Origin of the sequence: Bacillus massilinigeriensis (genome assembly GCF_900111815.1) — a bacterium.
Lineage (GTDB): Bacteria > Bacillota > Bacilli > Bacillales > Cytobacillaceae > Mesobacillus_C > Mesobacillus_C mediterraneensis.
In genome coordinates this window covers 1,118,066-1,136,764 of the sequence record NZ_LT630004.1, presented here as the reverse complement: position 1 = coordinate 1,136,764, position 18,699 = coordinate 1,118,066, and the positions used below count along the sequence as shown (strand labels likewise).

The following is an 18,699-nucleotide window of genomic DNA, read 5'->3' as shown; positions in this document are numbered from 1 at the left end:
TGTTAAGTGAAATTCCTTTACATAAAAATAGTGTACACACGAAATCTTCCTATGTCAAGGCAACAAGGGGCTATTCCGCTTCTTCCTCGATTGCATCAGCGAACAAACCATATACATACCGATCCGCATCAAATTGCTGGAGATCATCCATTTTTTCACCAAGCCCTACATATTTCACAGGAATGTTCAGTTCTTTTCGAATCGCGAGCACGATACCGCCCTTTGCGGTTCCGTCCAGCTTTGTCAATACGATGCCGCTCACGTCTGTCGCTTCTTTGAAAGTTTTCGCCTGAATAAGAGCATTCTGACCTGTTGTGGCATCAAGAACGAGCAAAACCTCATGTGGTGCGCCAGGTACTTCCCGCTCAATAACACGTTTGACTTTTTCAAGCTCCTTCATCAAATTCACTTTATTCTGCAGTCTTCCAGCCGTATCGCAGAGCAAAATATCCGCCCCCCTAGATTTAGCTGCTCTGATTGCATCATACATAACTGCCGCTGGATCTGAACCTTCTGCTTGCTTAATAACCGGAACGCCCACACGCTCGCCCCACACTTCCAACTGGTCGATTGCACCTGCGCGGAAAGTGTCTCCGGCGGCCATCATAACAGACTTTCCATCTGATTTAAAACGATGTGCAAGCTTGCCGATTGTTGTTGTTTTTCCTACACCATTCACTCCAACAAACAAGATAACTGTAAGGCCATCTTTCCCGTACCGCAGGCTGGAATCTTCCTTTTCGTTCCCATTATAGATTTCCACAAGCTTCTCTGAAATGACAGACTTAACCTCCGAGGAATCCTTAATATTCCTGCGTTTGACTTCCATTTTCAGTTCCTCGATCAATTCCATTACCGTGTCAAATCCAACGTCTGCCTGGATCAGTATCTCTTCCAGTTCTTCGAAAAAATCCTCATCCACTTTGCGGTAACGTGCGACAAGGTCATTCATGCGGCCAGAGAAACTATTCCGGGTTTTTGTCAGTCCATCCTTAAATTTATCTGTTACACTTTCTGTCTGATGTGTAATCTTCTCTTTCAATTTCTTAAAAAAACTCAAAACGATCACTACCCCTATTTGTTAGTTTTTTACCAGTTCCTTCGTTTCTTCGAGTCTTACAGAAACAACCTTAGATACTCCGCTTTCCTGCATTGTCACACCATACAGAACATCCGCACCTTCCATTGTTCCTTTTCTATGTGTAATAACGATGAACTGCGTTTCACCGCTGTACCCTTTTAAGTATTGACTGAACCTTGAAACGTTAGCCTCATCTAGCGCAGCTTCCACTTCATCAAGTATACAAAAAGGTACAGGGCGGACTTTAAGAATGGAAAAAAGCAAAGCGATTGCAGTCAACGCGCGTTCTCCGCCGGATAACAGACCAAGGTTTTGCAGTTTTTTCCCTGGTGGCTGTGCAACAAGCTCCACTCCGGTATTCAGCAAATCGTCTGGGTTGGTCAGCTTTAAATCCGCTCTTCCTCCACCGAACAGCGACCTGAATACAGGATCGAAGTGAGAGCGAATTTCTTTGAAAGTATGGCTAAACCGACTCCTCATTTCTTCATCCATTTCCCCTATTACAGTAAACAGCGTATCCTTCGCTTCCTGTAAATCTTCTCTTTGTCCAAGAAGAAATTCATAACGTCCAGAGATTCTCTCGTACTCGTCAATCGCCCCAAGGTTTACAGGTCCAAGCTCCTCGATTGCCAGCTTGATTAGCCTGACCTTTCTTCTGGCATCATCCGGAGGAATTTGCAGCGGATATTGTTCTCTTGCTGCTTCATATGATAGTAAATATTCCTCCCGGAGATGGGCAATACGGTTATCAAGTTCCACTTCCAGCCTGTTGATTTTTACTTCTTCGTCCTTCAAAATCTCCGTCATGCCTCTATACTGCCGCTTAAGTTCTTTCCCCTCAATTTCACTTTCTTCCAGCTTCGATTGCAGAGCAACACGTTCTTTTCTTCTTTCTGCGATTAGTTCAATTGTATTGTTCTTATCACGCAGCTTATTTTTCGCGGCTTCTTCAAGCGTGTTTTCACCTGAAAAGCTGTCTTGCATCTCAAGACGCAAAAAGTTGAGATCCTCCGTCATAGAATCAAGCTTAGATTGGTGATTATCCAGTTCAGCGAGCGTATAATCATGTTTTTCGCTGAGTGCGTGGAGCTGCTCTCTTTTAGCCGTAAGACCGATCTTTAGTTCGCTTATTTCGGCAGCAGTTGTTTCCTTTGAAGCGGAATTTGTATTCTTTCTTTCAGTCAGCCTATTAATTTCCTTATCAAGCCTGCTGATTTCCTCACTGACTTTTTCTAATTCACTCTTAAGCGATTCTTTTCTAGCATGCTGGCTTTTTCTATCCTGGTCGACTTGCTTCTTTTCCGAATCATAGACAGCGAGCCTGTCATTGATATTTCGCTCTTCTATTTCCACTTCGCGCAGGCCGCTCTTCGCTTCCTGTTCTTCCATCCTGAGCATTTCTCCCGCTTTTCTCATAGCGTCAAGCGACTCTTCCATTTCCGACAGTGCTGCCTTTGTCTTTTTGACAGAGTTTTCGAGCACTGCCGTTTTTGATTCCATATCAGAAAGCTTTGCCTTCAGCTCTTCAAGCTCGCTTTTTCGACTTAAAAGCGATGATGACTTTTGCTTCACTGCACCGCCAGACATAGATCCACCTGGATTTACAACGTCGCCATCAAGCGTGACCACCCTGCTGCGGTATTGAAGAAGACGAGCGATCTCATTCGCACCTTTCAAATCTTTAGCAATCACCACATTGCCAAGCAGGTTCTTCATAATATTCTCATAACGATGGTCATATTCAATAAGGTCGGCTGCACAGCCAATGTAGGAAGGATGAGAGGCAATCGTCATGAGCATCGATGAAGCGATTGCTTTACCGCGAATAACAGAGAGTGGAAGGAAAGTCGCCCTGCCAAAGGATTCCTTTTTCAAGTATGCAATTGCGGCACGGGCATTTTCTTCTTTCTCCACCACAATATGCTGCATCGCACCTGCCAGCGCAGTTTCCAAAGCGGTTTCCATTTCTTTAGGAACCTTCACTAGCTCAGCAATAGCCCCTTCTATCCCATCAAGTTTCTTCCCTCGCGCTTTCAGGACTTCCTTCACTCCCTGGAAAAACCCTGAATAATCTTCCTGCATATCTTCAAGGGCCTCTTTCCTCGACTTTGTTTGTTGGAGGAACTGATATGCTTTGTATAAGGTGTTTTCCTGTTCTTCACAACGCAGCTTGAGCTTTTGAAGTTTTTCCTGACCGTCACGATAACGACTTGCCTGAACTGCTAACTCTTTTGAAGTTTTATGGAGCTTTGCAGTTAACGCTTCCTTTTTATTGCCAATATCCTCCCTGCTTTCAAGGAACTTAGCGTTTTCTTCTTTCAGCCTTGCACTTTTAGCATCATCCTGCCCCAATTGCCGGTCAATCAATGCAAGTTCATTTCTTGCACTTGCCTGGCGATTTAAGAGATCGATATACTCACTCTTCAGCGAATCGATTTTGGATTCGATATCTTCGCTGTATAATTTATGCTCCTCCAATTTCTTACGCAAGCTTTCTTCCAGTTTACGTGTTTCTCTCTCCAACAACTGAAGGGTGTTTTCCTGGCTTTTTGCATCAGCTTGGAGTATTTTTGTTTTACCTGTTATTTCTAATATGTTTTTTTCTAGCTGCTCTCTATTTTGAGATGCATTTTTCTTCCGTTCTTTTAAGACTTCCTTTCTACCTTCAAGCTTTTCCAGCTCTTCACTTGTCGCAAGCAAGACATTTTGAAGGTTGCTGACCGACTCATCAAGAGCTGTTAACTGGTCCCGGTACTGCTCTATTTCGGCCTCTTTTTTCTGCAATTCCGATGACATTGCCAACTCTTTTTTCCTGTTGTCTTCCAGTTCATCCGACAATGCCTTCCATCTTTCGTGAAGCTCTTCAATTTCATAAGCAGTGAGCGCAACTTCAATTCTCTCAAGTTCCTCTTTTTGCGCCAGATAATCACGGGCAATGGATGCCTGCATTTTTAAAGGTTCTACTTGGGATTCAAGCTCATGGAGGATATCAGAGACCCTGTTCAAGTTCTCCTGTGTTTCCAAAAGCTTTGATTCCGCTTTTTTCTTCCTTGTCTTATATTTAAGGACCCCTGCAGCTTCTTCGAAAATAGTCCGTCTGTCTTCCGGTTTACTATTAAGGATCTCCTCTACCTTCCCTTGGCTGATGATAGAGAAGGCTTCTCTCCCAAGACCAGAGTCCATGAAAAGGTCGATAATATCCTTTAATCGGCAAGTTCTCCCGTTGATTAAATACTCACTGTCTCCAGAACGATAGACTCTCCTTGTTACGCTGACTTCATTATATTCAAGCGGAAGCGCCTGGTCCTCATTATCAAGCGTTAAGGTAACCTCGGCAAAATTCAGCGCTTTCCTTGAATCACTGCCTGCAAAAATGATGTCCTCCATCTTTGCACCTCGGAGTGATTTGGCCGATTGTTCTCCCAAAACCCAGCGAACTGCATCTGTGATATTGCTCTTCCCACTGCCGTTTGGACCGACTACGGCAGTAACACCTGGAACAAACTCAACAGCGACCCTTTCAGCAAAAGATTTAAACCCTATAACATCCAGCCGCTTTAAATACACTGCGATCCCCCCTTTGTCATTCAGCTTCCTGTTGTTTATTGGGCGACGCAACGGTTTCCATATGCGCTTTTAATTTCTCAAGCCCCTTTTGGGCAGCATGCTGTTCTGCTTCTTTTTTCGAACGGCCCTTGCCTGTTCCCAGCTCTCTTCCGTCCAATGTAACTCTCGATTCAAACACTCTATTGTGCGCCGGTCCCGTCTCTTCCATGATCTTGTATACGAGCACACCGGTCCCGTCTCGTTGTACTAGCTCTTGCAGCTGACTTTTGAAATCCATCACATGAGAAAAAGCACCCGCATCAATTTTAGGGAAAACCACTTTCTTTAGAAAAGCTGTTACTATGTCAATTCCCTGATCAAGATAAAGCGCTCCAATAAATGCTTCAAACACGTCGGCAAGCAATGCGGGACGTGAGCGCCCTCCTGTCATTTCCTCCCCTTTTCCAAGAAGGATAAACTTGCCGAATGACAGTTCATTTGCAAAAGAGACAAGAGAAGGTTCACAAACTACCGCTGCCCTGAGTTTCGTCAGTTCTCCTTCGCTCATCATTGGATATTTCATGAATAAGAATCGGGAAACTGTCAATTCCAACACAGCATCACCGAGAAATTCTAGCCTCTCGTTATCCTCATATGGTTTGCGCCGATGCTCATTCACATAGGATGAATGCGTGAAAGCCTGCTTCAAAAGTTTTTCATTATTAAATTTCAAACCGAGTGCATCTTGAAATTCTTTAAATTTCAGTTCTATTGCTCGAATTGATTTTCGTTCTTTTTCCCTTCCGGAATAGCGCATTATGACTCCACCTTGCTCAAAATTTACACACTACTGTAAGTTTACAAAAAATAACCACCTAAACGCAAAAAAACCTTAACATTTTTTAAAACAAAATATTCCTTCCTTTCATTTAAATAGAAGAAAGCCCCGTTAAGGAACGGAGCTTCAAAAATTAGCCGAATTACATTTTGCCGTTTATGTAATTTACAGCATCACCGACTGTACCGATTTTTTCCGCATCATCATCAGAGATTTCCATGCTGAATTCATCTTCCAGTTCCATCACCAATTCTACTACATCAAGGGAATCGGCGCCGAGGTCGTCTTTGAAAGAAGCCTCTAAATTCACTTGGGACTCTTCCACACCTAAGCGGTCTACGATAATTTTCGTAACACGTTCTAATACGTCTGCCATGTTTGTTCACCTCCCCTCAAGTCATTATAGTAGATTGCAAAGCAATAATAAATGTTAAAAAATTTGCAACGGAAATTTACATGACCATTCCGCCATCAACATGCAGAGTCTGCCCAGTTATGTATCGGCTGTCTTCGGATGCAAGGAAGAGAACAGTCTTGGCAATGTCTGATGGTTCTCCCAATCTTGCCAACGGAATAGTTTTCAGCATTCCTTCTTTAACCTCATCCGGGAGTTTATCCGTCATGTCTGTTGTAATAAAACCGGGGGCAATGGCGTTCACGGTAATCCCTCTCGAAGCCAGCTCTTTTGCAGCTGTCTTAGTTAGACCAATAACGCCTGCTTTAGCGGCAACATAGTTTGCCTGTCCCGCATTGCCCATCACACCAACAATAGATGAAATATTGATGATCCTGCCGCTGCGCTGCTTCATCATTTGCCTTGTTACCGCTTTTGTGCAGAGAAAAACGCCCTTGAGGTTGATGTTCATGACATCATCCCAATCGCTCTCTTTCATCCTCATCAAAAGATTGTCTCTCGTAATACCTGCGTTGTTTACAAGGATATCTAATTTTCCGAAAGCCTGGATGGTATCCTTCACCATTTTTTCTACATCGGAAGCATCGGAAACATCCGCTTTTACGACAATTGCTTGCCTTCCCATCCGCTTAATTTCTTCCGCTGTTTCGATTGCGCGCTGTTCACTGCCAGAATAGTTAACAGCGATATCAGCACCTTCCCTTGCAAGTTCAAGCGCAATTTCCCTACCTATTCCCCTTGACGCACCTGTTACAAGCACTGCTTTTCCATGTAATTTCATCCTATTCACCTCTAATTGCTCGCACGGCAGACGCGCAGCTTTCTTCATCAAAGACAGGATATGTTTTCGCTGACCTGTCCACTTTTTTAACAAGCCCGCATAGCACCTTTCCTGGGCCGAATTCTATAAAAGTATCTACACCAGATTCTATCATTTTGACAACAGAATCTTCCCATAAGACCGGAGAGTAGAGCTGCTGAACAAGGAGCTCCCTTATATCAGCTGCATTGGTCATTGGTGAAGCATTCACGTTGGCAATGACCGGAATAGCTGCATCACGTATATCCATGCTATCTAGCACTTCCCCGAAACGCTCTGCAGCAGGCTTCATGAGTGATGAGTGGAACGGGCCGCTGACATCTAGCGGTATGACTCGTTTTGCTCCAGCTTCTTTTGCTTTTTCCCCTGCTTCCTTAACCCCTGTTGTAGATCCGGATATAACAATCTGTCCAGGACAATTCATGTTGGCAAGCTGCACTGGATCCCCAGCTGCATCCACTTTCTCCACCACTTCCTGCAATCTGGTTCTCTCCAGGCCAAGAACGGCAGACATTGCACCTTCCCCGTGCGGTACCGCTTCTTCCATCAGCTCGCCTCTTTTCCTGACGGCCAGGATTCCTTCTTCAAAAGAAAAGGCTTTAGCAGCAACAAGTGCAGAATACTCTCCAAGGCTATGCCCTGCAACAAAATCAGGCCTAATACCGGAACGCCTAAAATAATGCTGAAGCGCTATGCCTGTCGCAAGCAGTGCAGGCTGAGCATTGATGGTTCTAGTTAGATTCTCTTGAGGTCCATGGAACACAAGGTCACAAAGAGAAAATCCCAGCACTTCATCTGCTTTTTGATAATACCCCATCACACGCTGATCACTTTGTGCCAGTGTTTTTCCCATTCCAACAGTCTGCGAACCTTGACCTGGAAACAGAAATGCAATTTTCCCCATATTCATACCCCCACTTTAATAAAAATTCCAATCTATTCAATAGCATCCCTGATTGTGCCGGAAACATCGTGTAATACCATTTCTCTTGCCTGCCGAATTGCATTAAAAATTGCGTTAGCATCAGATGATCCATGCGCCTTAATTACCGGAGCTTTCAATCCGAACAAACCAGCTCCACCATACTCTGTATAGTCCATTTTATTTTTCAAAACGCGCAAGTCCGGCTTCAGCACGGCAGCCGCGAGTTTACTCTTCATACTGCCAGTCAATGCAGTTTTCAGCATCCCAAAAACAGACATTGCAGTGCCTTCAATCGTTTTCAGAATCATGTTTCCGGTAAAACCATCCGTAACTGCGACGTCTGCTACTCCTTGCAAAAGGTCTCGTGCCTCTATGTTTCCAATAAAGTTGATATCTGCTTCCTTCAACAATGCATAAGCTTGTTTGGTTAGGTCATTCCCTTTCTTTTCCTCTGTTCCAATATTGAGGAGCCCAACTCTTGGATGCGTGACACCGCGAGCTTTTTGACTATAGATAGAACCCATCAAAGCGTACTGTAGAAGGTGTTCTGGTTTGGCATCTGCATTAGCGCCGACATCAAGAAGTACGAATCCTTCTCCGCCGATTGTCGGGAGTGTCGGGGCGAGCGCCGGCCTTTCAATTCCTTTGATTCGACCGACAACAAAGAGGCCGGATGCCATGAGAGCACCTGTGTTACCAGCCGAAAGACAAGCGTCCGCATTCCCTTCTGCCACTAATCTAGCCGCAAGCACCATGGAAGCATCCTTTTTTTTCCTTACCGCCCTGACAGGTTCGTCTGTACCAAGAATTGCTTCTTTCGTATGTACTATTTCAATTCTTTCATTGCTTGTAAGATGTTTCGCTATTTCTTCTTCATCACCGACAAGAATCATCTTAATATCCTTAAATTCCCTGACAGCCCTCATTGCCCCAAGGACTATTTCCTTTGGCGCATTGTCGCCGCCCATGCTGTCAATCGCTATTTTCATATGGTGGTCATCCATTCTTTTCATTTTTTGATCGATACATTTGAAAATCGCCCTTGAATACGAGCTCATTATTAACGTAGCTGTTTACCTCGACAAATGTCCTGCCGGTTTCCTTGTCAATGCTGGTCACCTTTGCTTTAGCAACAACCCTTTCACCCTCGATAACCGATCTCGTAAATTGTATTCCTGCTTTTGCCGTGAGTGCAAGCTCATCATTGATGACAGCTACTGCCAAGGAGTTAGCCTGGGCAAAAAGATGGTGGCCCCTTGCAATTTGATTCCGGCGGAAAACATGCTCTGCTTTTATATCCAAAATGGAAATAGCATTATGATCTAATTCAATATCAATGATTTCCCCGATTACTTCCTCGATTGGCAGGGAGCGTACCTCATCTTCGAATCGCTTCTCTGCAACATTCTTTATCCGTTCCCGCAATTCCGGGATGGAAAGTTCAAGCCTATCTAGCCTGATTGTCTGTATGCTGACAGAAAATGTTTCTGCCAGCTCTTCATCCGTAACGAACGGGTTAACTTTAATTGTTTCAGCAAGCAGCCTTTGCCGCTCTCGCTTGTTTTTCCTCACGAATTATCACTACCATTCGCAGTATTATGACTAGGTACTAATAGTAATATATATAAAATAAAAGGGGATTGCAAGAAGAAACGTATATTAGGGAAAGCAATGCCTTTTTTCAGACACCGCTAATCAAAATACTTTGTTTTTTCAGTCTAGTTTTTCCGTAGAAAGCGCTCCGGACTCTTTCAAAAATTCACGGAGAAATTGATATTTCGAGCTTTTCCAAAAAGCCTTCGATTGAACAAGGACAGATGCATCGCTCCTCGCTGTTTCAAGTGCACGATAGTCATGTACCATGTCGGCAACCTTGAATTCCGGGAGTCCGCTTTGTTTCCTTCCGAAAAACTCGCCGGGGCCTCTTAATTCCAAATCTTTTTCACTAACCACAAAACCATCATTCGTTTCGGTCATGATGTTCATACGTTCCTTGCCAACTTCACTCTTCGGGTCGGCGAGCAAGATGCAATAAGACTGCTCACTGCCCCTGCCCACCCGTCCTCTCAACTGGTGGAGCTGTGCTAAGCCGAACCTTTCTGCATCATAGATGAGCATAAGTGTCGCATTCGGTACATTGACACCAACTTCCACAACGGTTGTGGAGACAAGAACTTGGATTTCGTTTGCACTGAAAGCTTTCATGACGGAATCCTTCTCTTCAGCCGGAAGACGCCCGTGCATCAGTCCCACCTTGAAGCGATTCTGGAAGTATAAAAATAGATTTTGATAGACATCAATGGCATTCTGGACATCAAGTTTATCGCTTTCTTCAATCAGCGGAGTAATGACGTAAGCCTGACGCCCCATTCTCAGTTCCTTTTCCATGAACGTGAGCACTCTTTCTAACATTTCCTGTTTCGCCCAATACGTTTCAATGCTCTTCCTTCCAGCTGGCATTTCATCAATAACGGAAACATCCATTTCCCCAAAAACGGTGATCGCTAATGTTCGCGGAATAGGGGTTGCTGTCATAAATAAAACATCTGGACTCTCTCCCTTTTCCCTAAGCACTCGCCGCTGTTCCACGCCAAACCGATGCTGCTCATCTGTAATCACAAGGCCAAGCCGCTTAAATTCCACCTCGTCCTGAATTAACGCATGCGTTCCAATGATTACATGAATTTCTCCACTTCTAAGCTCTTCAAGAATTACTTTGCGTTTTTTCCCTTTGACTGAGCTTGTCAGCATTGCAGTCTTAACTCCTAATGGAGACAGCAGTGCTTCGAGTGAAACAGCATGCTGCTCTGCAAGGATTTCAGTAGGCACCATGAGGGCTCCTTGGAATCCCGAAGTGATGCTTGCGAATAGCGCTATAGCTGCAACAACGGTTTTACCTGAACCTACATCTCCTTGTAGAAGCCTATTCATTCTATAAGGGGATTTCATATCTTCAAGAATCTCATTGACAACTCTCTTTTGTGCACCTGTTAGCGGGAAGGGAAGATTATCTGTAAAACGCTTGATTTTTGCTACATCATATGTTTGAGATAGCCCTGGTGAATTTTCCCGTTCCAGTTTTCGCAATGATTGCATTTTTAGCTGAAAGAGAAGGAATTCTTCGTAAACTAGCCTTCGACGGGCCTGCTTCAAATCGGAAGGTGCTTGCGGAAAGTGCATCATCCTGTAAGCATCCTTTCGCTTCATCAGCCTATACCGCAATAGGAGCTCTTCCGGAAGAATTTCCTCAATATCTTCGCCATATTGTTCAAAAGCTTGTTTGATATACCTTCTGATTGCTTTAACGGAAAGTTTTCCTTTTACTGTATAGATCGGTTCAAAAAGATTGCTTTCGCTCCCTGGTCCTTGTTTCATTTCTGTTGCGGAAATCGTTTGCCTGTGCTGATCCCATTTTCCGGTAACGGTAATCGTTTCATTCAAATGAATTTTTTGTTTCAAGTAAGGCTGATTGAAAAACACAACTAAAATCAAATACCTGCCAACGAGCAGTCTAACGGTAAGCCGATTTTTTTTGCGGCCGTAATAGACAAGGGCAGGCTCACCATGGACCTTTCCTTCCACAGTTATTTTTTCCTCGTGCTTTGCCTCTGCCAAGTCTTTCAGCGTATAGTCTTCATAACGATAAGGAAAGTGCCCTAATAAATCACCTATTGTATCGATGCCCATACTGTGGAGCGTCTCTCCTATTTCGGATCCAATGCCTTTTAAAATATTAACAGGCTGTTTCAGTCTATCATTCACTCTTACTCAGCGGCATTCCAAAAATGTTGGCTTCCAGCTCTTTTCCTGGTGGAGTAACCGCTAAACCTCCCTGCGTATCAAAAACACTTTTGTACTTCATTTTTCCACTCCTTCTGAGCCATGCTTATGCAAGACCATCGGCGTTCTTTAAACAACGAAATAGAAGGGCAACAACCCTTCTATTCCTTAGTAACACAGTATGAATTTGTTTGTCCAGCATAAATGCTTTAGATATCGCAAAGTGATAAACTTTCTTATTCTATCGCAAAAATGAACGCATATAACGGCTGTCCACCATTGTGGATTTCCACTTCGATATCTTTGAATTCAGAGGAAATAAAGCCTTCCAGTTCCTCTACATCTTCTTCCGAAGCGTCTTCACCTTTCAAGATGGTAAGGATTTCAGAATTTTCATCAACCATAGCTTGGAGCAGTTCTTTAGCTGCAGAGAGCAATTGTTTGTTCTTCAATACAATCTTTCCATCGGCAATGCCCATAAAGTCTCCCTTATCTATGTCAATGCCATCGATGGTCGTATCCCGGACCGCAAAGGTTAATTGGCCAGTCTTGACATGCTGCATTGCTTCCATCATGAATCCCTTGTTAATCTCAACATCTGCACCTGGATTGAATGCTAGAAGCGCACTCATACCTTGTGGAACAGTTTTAGAAGGGATGACAAGCACTTCTTCTTCTGCCACTTCTGCTGCTTGCTCTGCAGCCATAATAATATTCTTGTTATTCGGAAGGATAATCACTTTCTTTGCATTCACTTCCTTGATGGCTTTCACGATATCTTCCGTACTAGGGTTCATCGTCTGGCCACCCTCGATTACTGCGTTTGCACCAATACTCCGGAAAAGGTCTGCGATTCCAGAGCCCATTGATACGGTAACTATTCCGTATTCCTGCTTTTCTTTACTAACAGGCTGGACTGGAGCGTTGTTTTGTTCCCCAACAATATTTGTGTGTTGCTGACGCATGTTTTCAATCTTCATATTGATTAAGCTTCCATAAGATTGTCCATAGGACAATACTTCTCCTGGCTGCTCTGAGTGAATATGAACTTTAACAATTTTCTCGTCGGAGATCACGAGTAGGGAATCCCCATACCCGCTTAAATCATTACGGAAAGAATCTTCAGTGAAAGGTCTTTTGCCTTCAAGCCTAACCATGAATTCTGTACAATATCCAAACTCGATATCTTCCGTATTAATATGCCCCTGCACATTTTTATGGTGCTCTGCACTGACAAGGTCATCCATTGCAGCAAGCATAGAGGGAGTTTGAGGCAGCTTTTCCCCTTTTAATTGTGCAAGAAAGCCTTCATAGACAAGAACAAGTCCTTGTCCTCCGGAATCCACTACTCCTACTTCCTTTAAAACCGGTAGCAAATCAGGGGTCCTCTTTAATGATGCTTTAGCTTCTCTAAGAACATCCTCCATCAATAATGCAATATCATCCTGTTTGCCAGCAGCATGTACGGCTTTTTTAGCAGCGTCTTTTGCCACAGTTAAAATGGTACCCTCGACCGGTTTCATAACCGCTTTGTATGCTGTTTTGACGCCTGCTTCCATCGCCTCTGCGAATTCTTTTGCATTGATTGAATGTTTTTGTTCAATCGCTTTCGAAAATCCGCGGAAAAGCTGGGAAAGAATGACGCCCGAATTACCTCTTGCCCCCATTAGCAGACCTCTGGAAAGCGCTACACCCACTTTTCCAATGTGATCTTGAACATTGTTTTTAACTTCCTTGGCACCGGAGGTCATTGACAAGTTCATGTTCGTTCCGGTATCTCCATCAGGAACAGGGAATACGTTAAGGGCATCGACCATTTTGGCGTTGGCAGACAGGTGGCTGGCACCCTGTATCACCATTTCCGCAAAACGCTGTCCGTCTAGATTCTTAATTGACACAAAACCTTCCTCCTCACTACGGGTTCGTCACACGAACTCCTTGAACGTAAATATTGACCGAGTCAACTGCAAGTCCAACAGTTTTATCAAGTGTGTATTTGACTTTCGACTGGACATTATGCGCGACCTCAGAAATTTTCGTTCCGTAACTGACTATGATATACATATCGATATGTACCTCTTCGTTTTCCTGGCGGACGACTACTCCGCGCGTGAAGTTTTCCCGGCGCAGAATTTCAGCAATTCCATCTTTCAACTGTTGCTTGGAGGCCATCCCAACAATACCGTAGCAATCAACCGCGGCACCGCCGGCGACTGTAGCAATGACATCATTCGATATATCAATTTGTCCGTACTTGGTTTTTAGCTCGATGGACATAAAATCGTTCCCCCTTTGGAAAATTACATTAGGCTACATTATTTTACTATAAAGCGGCCAATTTTAAAAGCTATTCCAATAAAGCAGGTTAAAAAGCAGAGAAGTGTCAAGGGATTTTTCTTGAAACCTTAAAGGAATAATGTTGCAATCCCTATGTTTGTATGATAAATTATTAAGGTATCTTTGGATGTCAGAGACATGTTTAAACTGCTGTTCTGACAAGTAATGCTAATTTGCATTGTAAAATAGGATAGTTTTCGTAAGTTAGGAGGGAAACAAATGCCACGCAAATGTGTAGTGACAGGCAAAGGAAGCCATTCCGGAAACAAACGCTCCCACGCAATGAATGCCAACAAGCGTACATGGGGTGCAAACCTTCAAAAAGTAAGGATTCTTGTAGACGGCAAACCTAAACGTGTTTGGGTTTCTGCAAGGGCTCTTAAATCCGGCAAGGTAGAGCGCGTTTAATCAGCGGGGCGAAATTCGCCGCCGTTTCTAAAAGACATCCGGTCAGGGATGTCTTTTTTCTTCCTTCATAAATAAGGCACCCTATTACGAGGGTGCCCAACCTTTTTCAATTTAACCATTTATCTATGGGCCGCTACCAATTCACTTCACTCAGCCTTTTTTTAAAGCTCCAAGCATCGCCCTAACGATGCCTCCCAGGAACTTGGGCAGTTTGATTGTATAAAATTTCATCAGTGTCCCTCCTCATTCACAAACCCAGCTTCGTTTTTTCGGCTCCCCTATCATTCTATTCAGGAATGTTCAATATTTGCCTGCATTTTTTAATCACTGCTTCTTACAACCAATACTATGCCTTCCTTAAAAGAAAAAGTACCTGTTTTTCCTGTGAGTTCATTACTAATACACAGAGTAGAGGAAACTCGGATATCTTGATCTTTAAGGGGATACTTAAAACCTATTAGTGTTATGCCTTTCACCGCCATGGTAATGGGAATAAGGGAAACGTATTTATATTTTTCATCAAAAGCGATTTCGTGCTCACCTGGACTCGCTGCAAAAACACTGTTACGGGAATCAATGATTTCAATCGGTACAAGACTTTTCTGTTCAATCCCTCTCACAAGCAGTTGGATATTCGCAAGCATATGGTCAATCCTGCCTCCGGTGGCTCCGAAAAGTCTTATCTTTTCGGGATGTACCGTCAAAGCCCACTCTAAGGCAAGCTCCATGTCGGTTGCGTCTTTTTCCGGAATATAACTTCGAACCCCTCCCACCTTACTTCTGATTTCCTCCAATTGAGACGATTCAATTGAATCAAAATCCCCGAAAGCATATTTAGGTTGGATTCCTTTTGATAATAGCGTGATTACCCCTCTGTCTACACCAACCCAAGTGGTATCTTTTTCGTTATATAACTTTAACTCGGGTAGAAACTCATCAGGCCCCCCTGCTACAATATTAATAACCATATTAACCTCCCGTCTTAAAAAGCCAGCCCTAAGGCTGGCCATTATCTTTTTAATGCTTCAATTGCCCTTTTCCTGTCACTTTCATTGTATACAGCCGAACCTGCAACTAGCATGGTTGCACCTGCTTCAATACAGAGCGGTGCAGTTTCTTTATTTACACCGCCATCTACTTCTATTTCAATTTCTGCCCCAATGCTTTCTGCCATCTCTTTTACTTCTCTAATTTTTCCGAGAACGGATGGGATGAATTTCTGACCCCCAAACCCTGGGTTAACAGACATAAGCAGGACCATATCAAGATCTTCGAGTACGTGCACAATAGAGGAAACCGGAGTTGCAGGATTTAATACAACTCCTGCTCTTACTCCATTAGATTTAATGAGCTGTATTGTCCTGTGAAGATGTTTGCATGCCTCAACATGTACAGTAATATAGTCGGCTCCCGCCTTTGCAAAGGCTTCGATGTAGCTGTCCGGATTCTCAATCATGAGATGGACATCGAGCGGCAGCTTTGTTACAGGCCGGATTGCTTCCACAATAAGGGGTCCAATTGTAATGTTTGGCACAAAATGCCCATCCATTACATCCACATGGATTAGGTCCGCTCCTCCACGCTCTACATCTTGTATTTCTTCTCCTAGCCTGGAAAAATCCGCAGACAGAATAGAAGGTGCGATTTTCACCATATTCAATACCTCGGCTTTCTATCTTTAATTTCTTCAAGAAAATCTTTGTAATGTTCGTATCTGTAAGCTGGCAATTCGCCATCTTCTACTGCTTTCTTAACAGCACATTTCGGCTCTGCAATATGCTGGCATGCTCTGAATTTACAATGCTCGCTCCACTTTTCAATATCCGGAAAACAATAGTTCAAATCAGGAGCATCTATTTCAGTAAATTCCAAGGAACTGAATCCAGGTGTATCTGCAACAAGTCCGCTTTCTACTCTAATGAGCTCCACATGTCTGGTTGTATGCTTTCCTCTCCCCAAATGTGCAGAAATATCATCCGTTCGTAAATCAAGTTCTGGGCACAATGCATTTAAGAGCGAAGATTTACCAACACCTGACTGACCTGCAAATACGGAAATCTTCCCTTCAAGATACGGTGTCAGTTCTTCAATACCTAGCAATGTTTCAGATGAGGTCATGATGACATGATAGCCGGCATTGCGATAATCATTTACATAACGTTCTAGCCTTTTACTCGTGTCTTCTGCAAGATCCATTTTTGTAATACAAATGAGCGGCTCGATATTATTGTACTCAATTAAAACGAGGAAACGATCAAGAAGCACAGTACTGAAGCTTGGTTCAACAGCTGAAAAAACTAGAATAGCCTGATCTACATTTGCTATCGGAGGCCGGACAAGCTCATTTTTCCTTGCTTGTACTTCCATGATATACCCTTCAACTTCATTCTCTGCCTGGTAGACAACTTCATCGCCAACAAGAGGGGTTATCTTGTTTTTTCGGAAAACACCTCGACCGCGGCATTGGACAACCCCATTTTCTCCGAGTACATAATAAAAACCGCTTAACGCTTTGATAATTTTACCTTTCGGCATAGCAACACCCCTGTCTGTTAATCCTCAGGATAAGGTTTGACATCTTCCAATATCACTGTATTGTCTCTAATTACTTTGTAACCCGCCTTTTGTCCTGGTACAATTCGAAATTGAAGACGTTTCTTTGTTTGTCCTGTTATTTTAAAAGTTTCAGCTGGCTCTGTCATACTTCTGTCAGCATCTTCAATGAAAATTTGAACTTCCTGTGGATCACCTTCTATTTCAGGCTCATACGGAATCACAATTTCTTCATATACCGTCTTTGGCGGCAGTTCCTCTTTTCCTTTCGAAATGACAACAGCGATACGGCTGTTTCTTTTCAAGCTCGTTCCGGGAGCCGGATTTTGCCTGATAACAAGGCCTTCTGCTATGCTTTCGCTATACTCCTCCGTAATATCAATAGCGAATCCAGCAGTCTCTCCGTAATCTTCTACTCCCTTTTTATTAAATCCCGTAAGATCCTTCAGAACGATTAAATCCGGCCCCTTACTAATAATAAATTCGATTTCAGTTTCGTCAGGTACCATTTCTTCGCCTGCGGAAGGATATTGATTAAGGATTGTTCCTGCTTCACTTTCATCAAATTCTTCATTTTTAATAATTTCCTTGAATCCTTTTCTCTCAAGAAGGCGTTCCACTTCCGCTATTGAACGACCCGTATAGTCATCAAGTTCAAACTTCTTTTTACCCGAACTGATGTACAGGTCGATTTCAGCTCCTTCTTTAGCAACGGAACCAGCTTCAGGATTCGTCTTGATAATTCGGCCCTCTTCCACTTCCTCGCTCGGGATCTTTTTCTTTTCATCAATCTTAAAACCAGCGGAAATCAAATCTGCTACTGCATCTTCTACTTCTTTGCCGCTCACATCTGGTACAGATTTATCTTGAGGGCCTAGCAATCCCGGAAGGACAAAAATGGCAAAAGCCGCGAGAAGCGCAGCAATCATTGTAGAAATGCCAAGGATAACAGGCCACTTTCTCTTTTTCTCTTTTTTATTTGATTTCTTTTTTGCCTGCTTATTTTTCCCTGTCTTTTTGACTGGCATTGCGTCACTTTCTTTTGGGTTTTCCCCGGCTCCGTGCACTTTTGTTTCATCAAAGCTTTCCGCAATCCTATCATCCGTTATAACGGGGATAGCTTTCGTCGCCTCGTCATCAAGAGGAACATTGAATTTGGCTTCATTTAACCTTTCGGGCTGAAGTGCTGTCCTCAAGTCTTCTTCCATTTCATCCACGTCATTATAGCGGTGGAATGGATCTTTGGCTGTTGCCTTCAGAACAATATTTTCCACGCTTTGAGGGATGGAGGGCGTCCACCTCCTCAAAGAAGGTGTTTCTGACTGCAAGTGTTTTAATGCAATCGAAACAGCAGATTCCCCAGAAAATGGGAGCCTTCCTGTGAGAAGTTCGAACATTACGATGCCAATCGAGTAAATATCGGATTTCTTGTTCGCCATCCCTCCGCGGGCTTGCTCCGGAGACAGATAGTGAACAGAGCCAAGAACAGAATTGGTCTGAGTGATGCTTGTGGCACTCAAAGCCATCGCAATTCCGAAGTCTGTAATCTTAACGTTTCCTTCATTATCAACAAGGATATTATGCGGCTTGATATCGCGATGGATGATATGATTTTGGTGGGCATGCGCAATTGCAGAAGCTAGCTGCTTCATAATGTCAATTGCCTTAGCAACAGGGACAGGTGCATGCTGCTGTATGTATTGTTTTAGCGTCTGCCCGTCCACATACTCCATGACAATATAATATAAACCATCTTCTTCCCCTACATCATAAATACTAACAATATTAGGGTGTACAAGGCTGGTAGCGGATTGTGCCTCGCGACGAAACCTCCGGATGAATTCTTCATCGTTCGCAAAATCGAGTCGCAGCATTTTGACAGCCACATCGCGGTCAAGAATCATATCATGGGCAAGATAGACGTTAGCCATTCCGCCTCCGCCAACCATATCGAGAATTCTATACCTCCCGCTAAGCCTTTTACCAATCATCATGT

The 18,699-nt window shown here is 43.5% G+C and carries 17 protein-coding genes; 1 reads left to right on the top strand and 16 read right to left on the bottom strand.

The genetic code is table 11. The features are described from left to right. Nucleotides 1-70 precede the first annotated feature (70 nt). The 11 genes from ftsY to BQ5796_RS06005 form a co-directional block, all read right to left on the bottom strand. On the bottom strand, nt 71-1,060 hold the full coding sequence (gene ftsY / locus BQ5796_RS06055; protein ID WP_071459416.1) for a signal recognition particle-docking protein FtsY: 990 nt from the start codon (nt 1,058-1,060) through the stop codon (nt 71-73). Nucleotides 1,061-1,081: 21 nt separating this feature from the next. Beyond that, nucleotides 1,082-4,648 (bottom strand): chromosome segregation protein SMC, encoded by a 3,567-nt coding sequence (gene smc, locus BQ5796_RS06050; RefSeq protein WP_071459415.1) that lies wholly within the window; start codon nt 4,646-4,648, stop codon nt 1,082-1,084. Nucleotides 4,649-4,664: 16 nt separating this feature from the next. Next, nucleotides 4,665-5,444: a ribonuclease III gene (gene rnc, locus BQ5796_RS06045; protein WP_071459414.1), complete on the bottom strand. Its 780-nt coding sequence runs from the start codon at nt 5,442-5,444 to the stop codon at nt 4,665-4,667. 163 nt (nt 5,445-5,607) lie between these two features. Then, entirely contained in the window at nt 5,608-5,841 is a 234-nt protein-coding gene (locus BQ5796_RS06040; RefSeq protein ID WP_071459413.1) for an acyl carrier protein, read from the bottom strand. Between the two features lie 76 nt (nt 5,842-5,917). Further along, entirely contained in the window at nt 5,918-6,661 is a 744-nt protein-coding gene (fabG, locus tag BQ5796_RS06035) for a 3-oxoacyl-[acyl-carrier-protein] reductase (RefSeq protein WP_071459412.1), read from the bottom strand. Between the two features lies 1 nt (nt 6,662). Further along, nucleotides 6,663-7,604 (bottom strand): ACP S-malonyltransferase, encoded by a 942-nt coding sequence (gene fabD / locus BQ5796_RS06030; RefSeq protein WP_071459411.1) that lies wholly within the window; start codon nt 7,602-7,604, stop codon nt 6,663-6,665. A 32-nt stretch (nt 7,605-7,636) separates the two neighbouring features. Continuing rightward, nucleotides 7,637-8,614: a phosphate acyltransferase PlsX gene (plsX, locus tag BQ5796_RS06025; RefSeq protein WP_071459410.1), complete on the bottom strand. Its 978-nt coding sequence runs from the start codon at nt 8,612-8,614 to the stop codon at nt 7,637-7,639. A 7-nt stretch (nt 8,615-8,621) separates the two neighbouring features. Further along, nucleotides 8,622-9,197, bottom strand: a complete 576-nt coding sequence (gene fapR / locus BQ5796_RS06020) for a transcription factor FapR (protein ID WP_071459409.1) — start codon at nt 9,195-9,197, stop codon at nt 8,622-8,624. 141 nt (nt 9,198-9,338) lie between these two features. Further along, the gene (recG, locus tag BQ5796_RS06015; RefSeq protein ID WP_071459408.1) at nt 9,339-11,387 is read right to left on the bottom strand and encodes an ATP-dependent DNA helicase RecG; all 2,049 of its coding nucleotides are present in this window, start codon (nt 11,385-11,387) and stop codon (nt 9,339-9,341) included. Between the two features lie 254 nt (nt 11,388-11,641). Continuing rightward, nucleotides 11,642-13,303: a DAK2 domain-containing protein gene (locus BQ5796_RS06010; RefSeq protein ID WP_071459407.1), complete on the bottom strand. Its 1,662-nt coding sequence runs from the start codon at nt 13,301-13,303 to the stop codon at nt 11,642-11,644. 16 nt (nt 13,304-13,319) lie between these two features. Next, nucleotides 13,320-13,682 carry an Asp23/Gls24 family envelope stress response protein gene (locus tag BQ5796_RS06005; protein ID WP_071459406.1) on the bottom strand — a complete coding sequence of 121 codons (363 nt, stop codon included), beginning with the start codon at nt 13,680-13,682 and terminating at the stop codon, nt 13,320-13,322. Between the two features lie 279 nt (nt 13,683-13,961). Between BQ5796_RS06005 and rpmB the strand changes: the two genes are divergently transcribed. Then, nucleotides 13,962-14,150, top strand: coding sequence for a 50S ribosomal protein L28 (gene rpmB / locus BQ5796_RS06000; RefSeq protein ID WP_071459405.1), 189 nt, complete (start codon nt 13,962-13,964; stop codon nt 14,148-14,150). A gap of 150 nt (nt 14,151-14,300) precedes the next feature. On the opposite strand, the gene spoVM is transcribed toward rpmB, so the two are convergent. From spoVM to pknB, 5 genes are all read right to left on the bottom strand, one after another. Then, nucleotides 14,301-14,381 carry a stage V sporulation protein SpoVM gene (gene spoVM / locus BQ5796_RS05995; protein ID WP_071459404.1) on the bottom strand — a complete coding sequence of 27 codons (81 nt, stop codon included), beginning with the start codon at nt 14,379-14,381 and terminating at the stop codon, nt 14,301-14,303. A gap of 89 nt (nt 14,382-14,470) precedes the next feature. Next, nucleotides 14,471-15,118, bottom strand: a complete 648-nt coding sequence (locus tag BQ5796_RS05990) for a thiamine diphosphokinase (protein WP_071459403.1) — start codon at nt 15,116-15,118, stop codon at nt 14,471-14,473. Nucleotides 15,119-15,159: 41 nt separating this feature from the next. Continuing rightward, a complete protein-coding gene (gene rpe, locus BQ5796_RS05985) occupies nt 15,160-15,804 on the bottom strand; it encodes a ribulose-phosphate 3-epimerase (protein ID WP_071461172.1) in 645 nt (214 codons plus the stop codon). Between the two features lie 2 nt (nt 15,805-15,806). Further along, entirely contained in the window at nt 15,807-16,685 is an 879-nt protein-coding gene (gene rsgA / locus BQ5796_RS05980) for a ribosome small subunit-dependent GTPase A (protein ID WP_071459402.1), read from the bottom strand. 17 nt (nt 16,686-16,702) lie between these two features. Then, the gene (pknB, locus tag BQ5796_RS05975) at nt 16,703-18,697 is read right to left on the bottom strand and encodes a Stk1 family PASTA domain-containing Ser/Thr kinase (RefSeq protein ID WP_071459401.1); all 1,995 of its coding nucleotides are present in this window, start codon (nt 18,695-18,697) and stop codon (nt 16,703-16,705) included. Between the last annotated feature and the right edge of the window lie 2 nt (nt 18,698-18,699).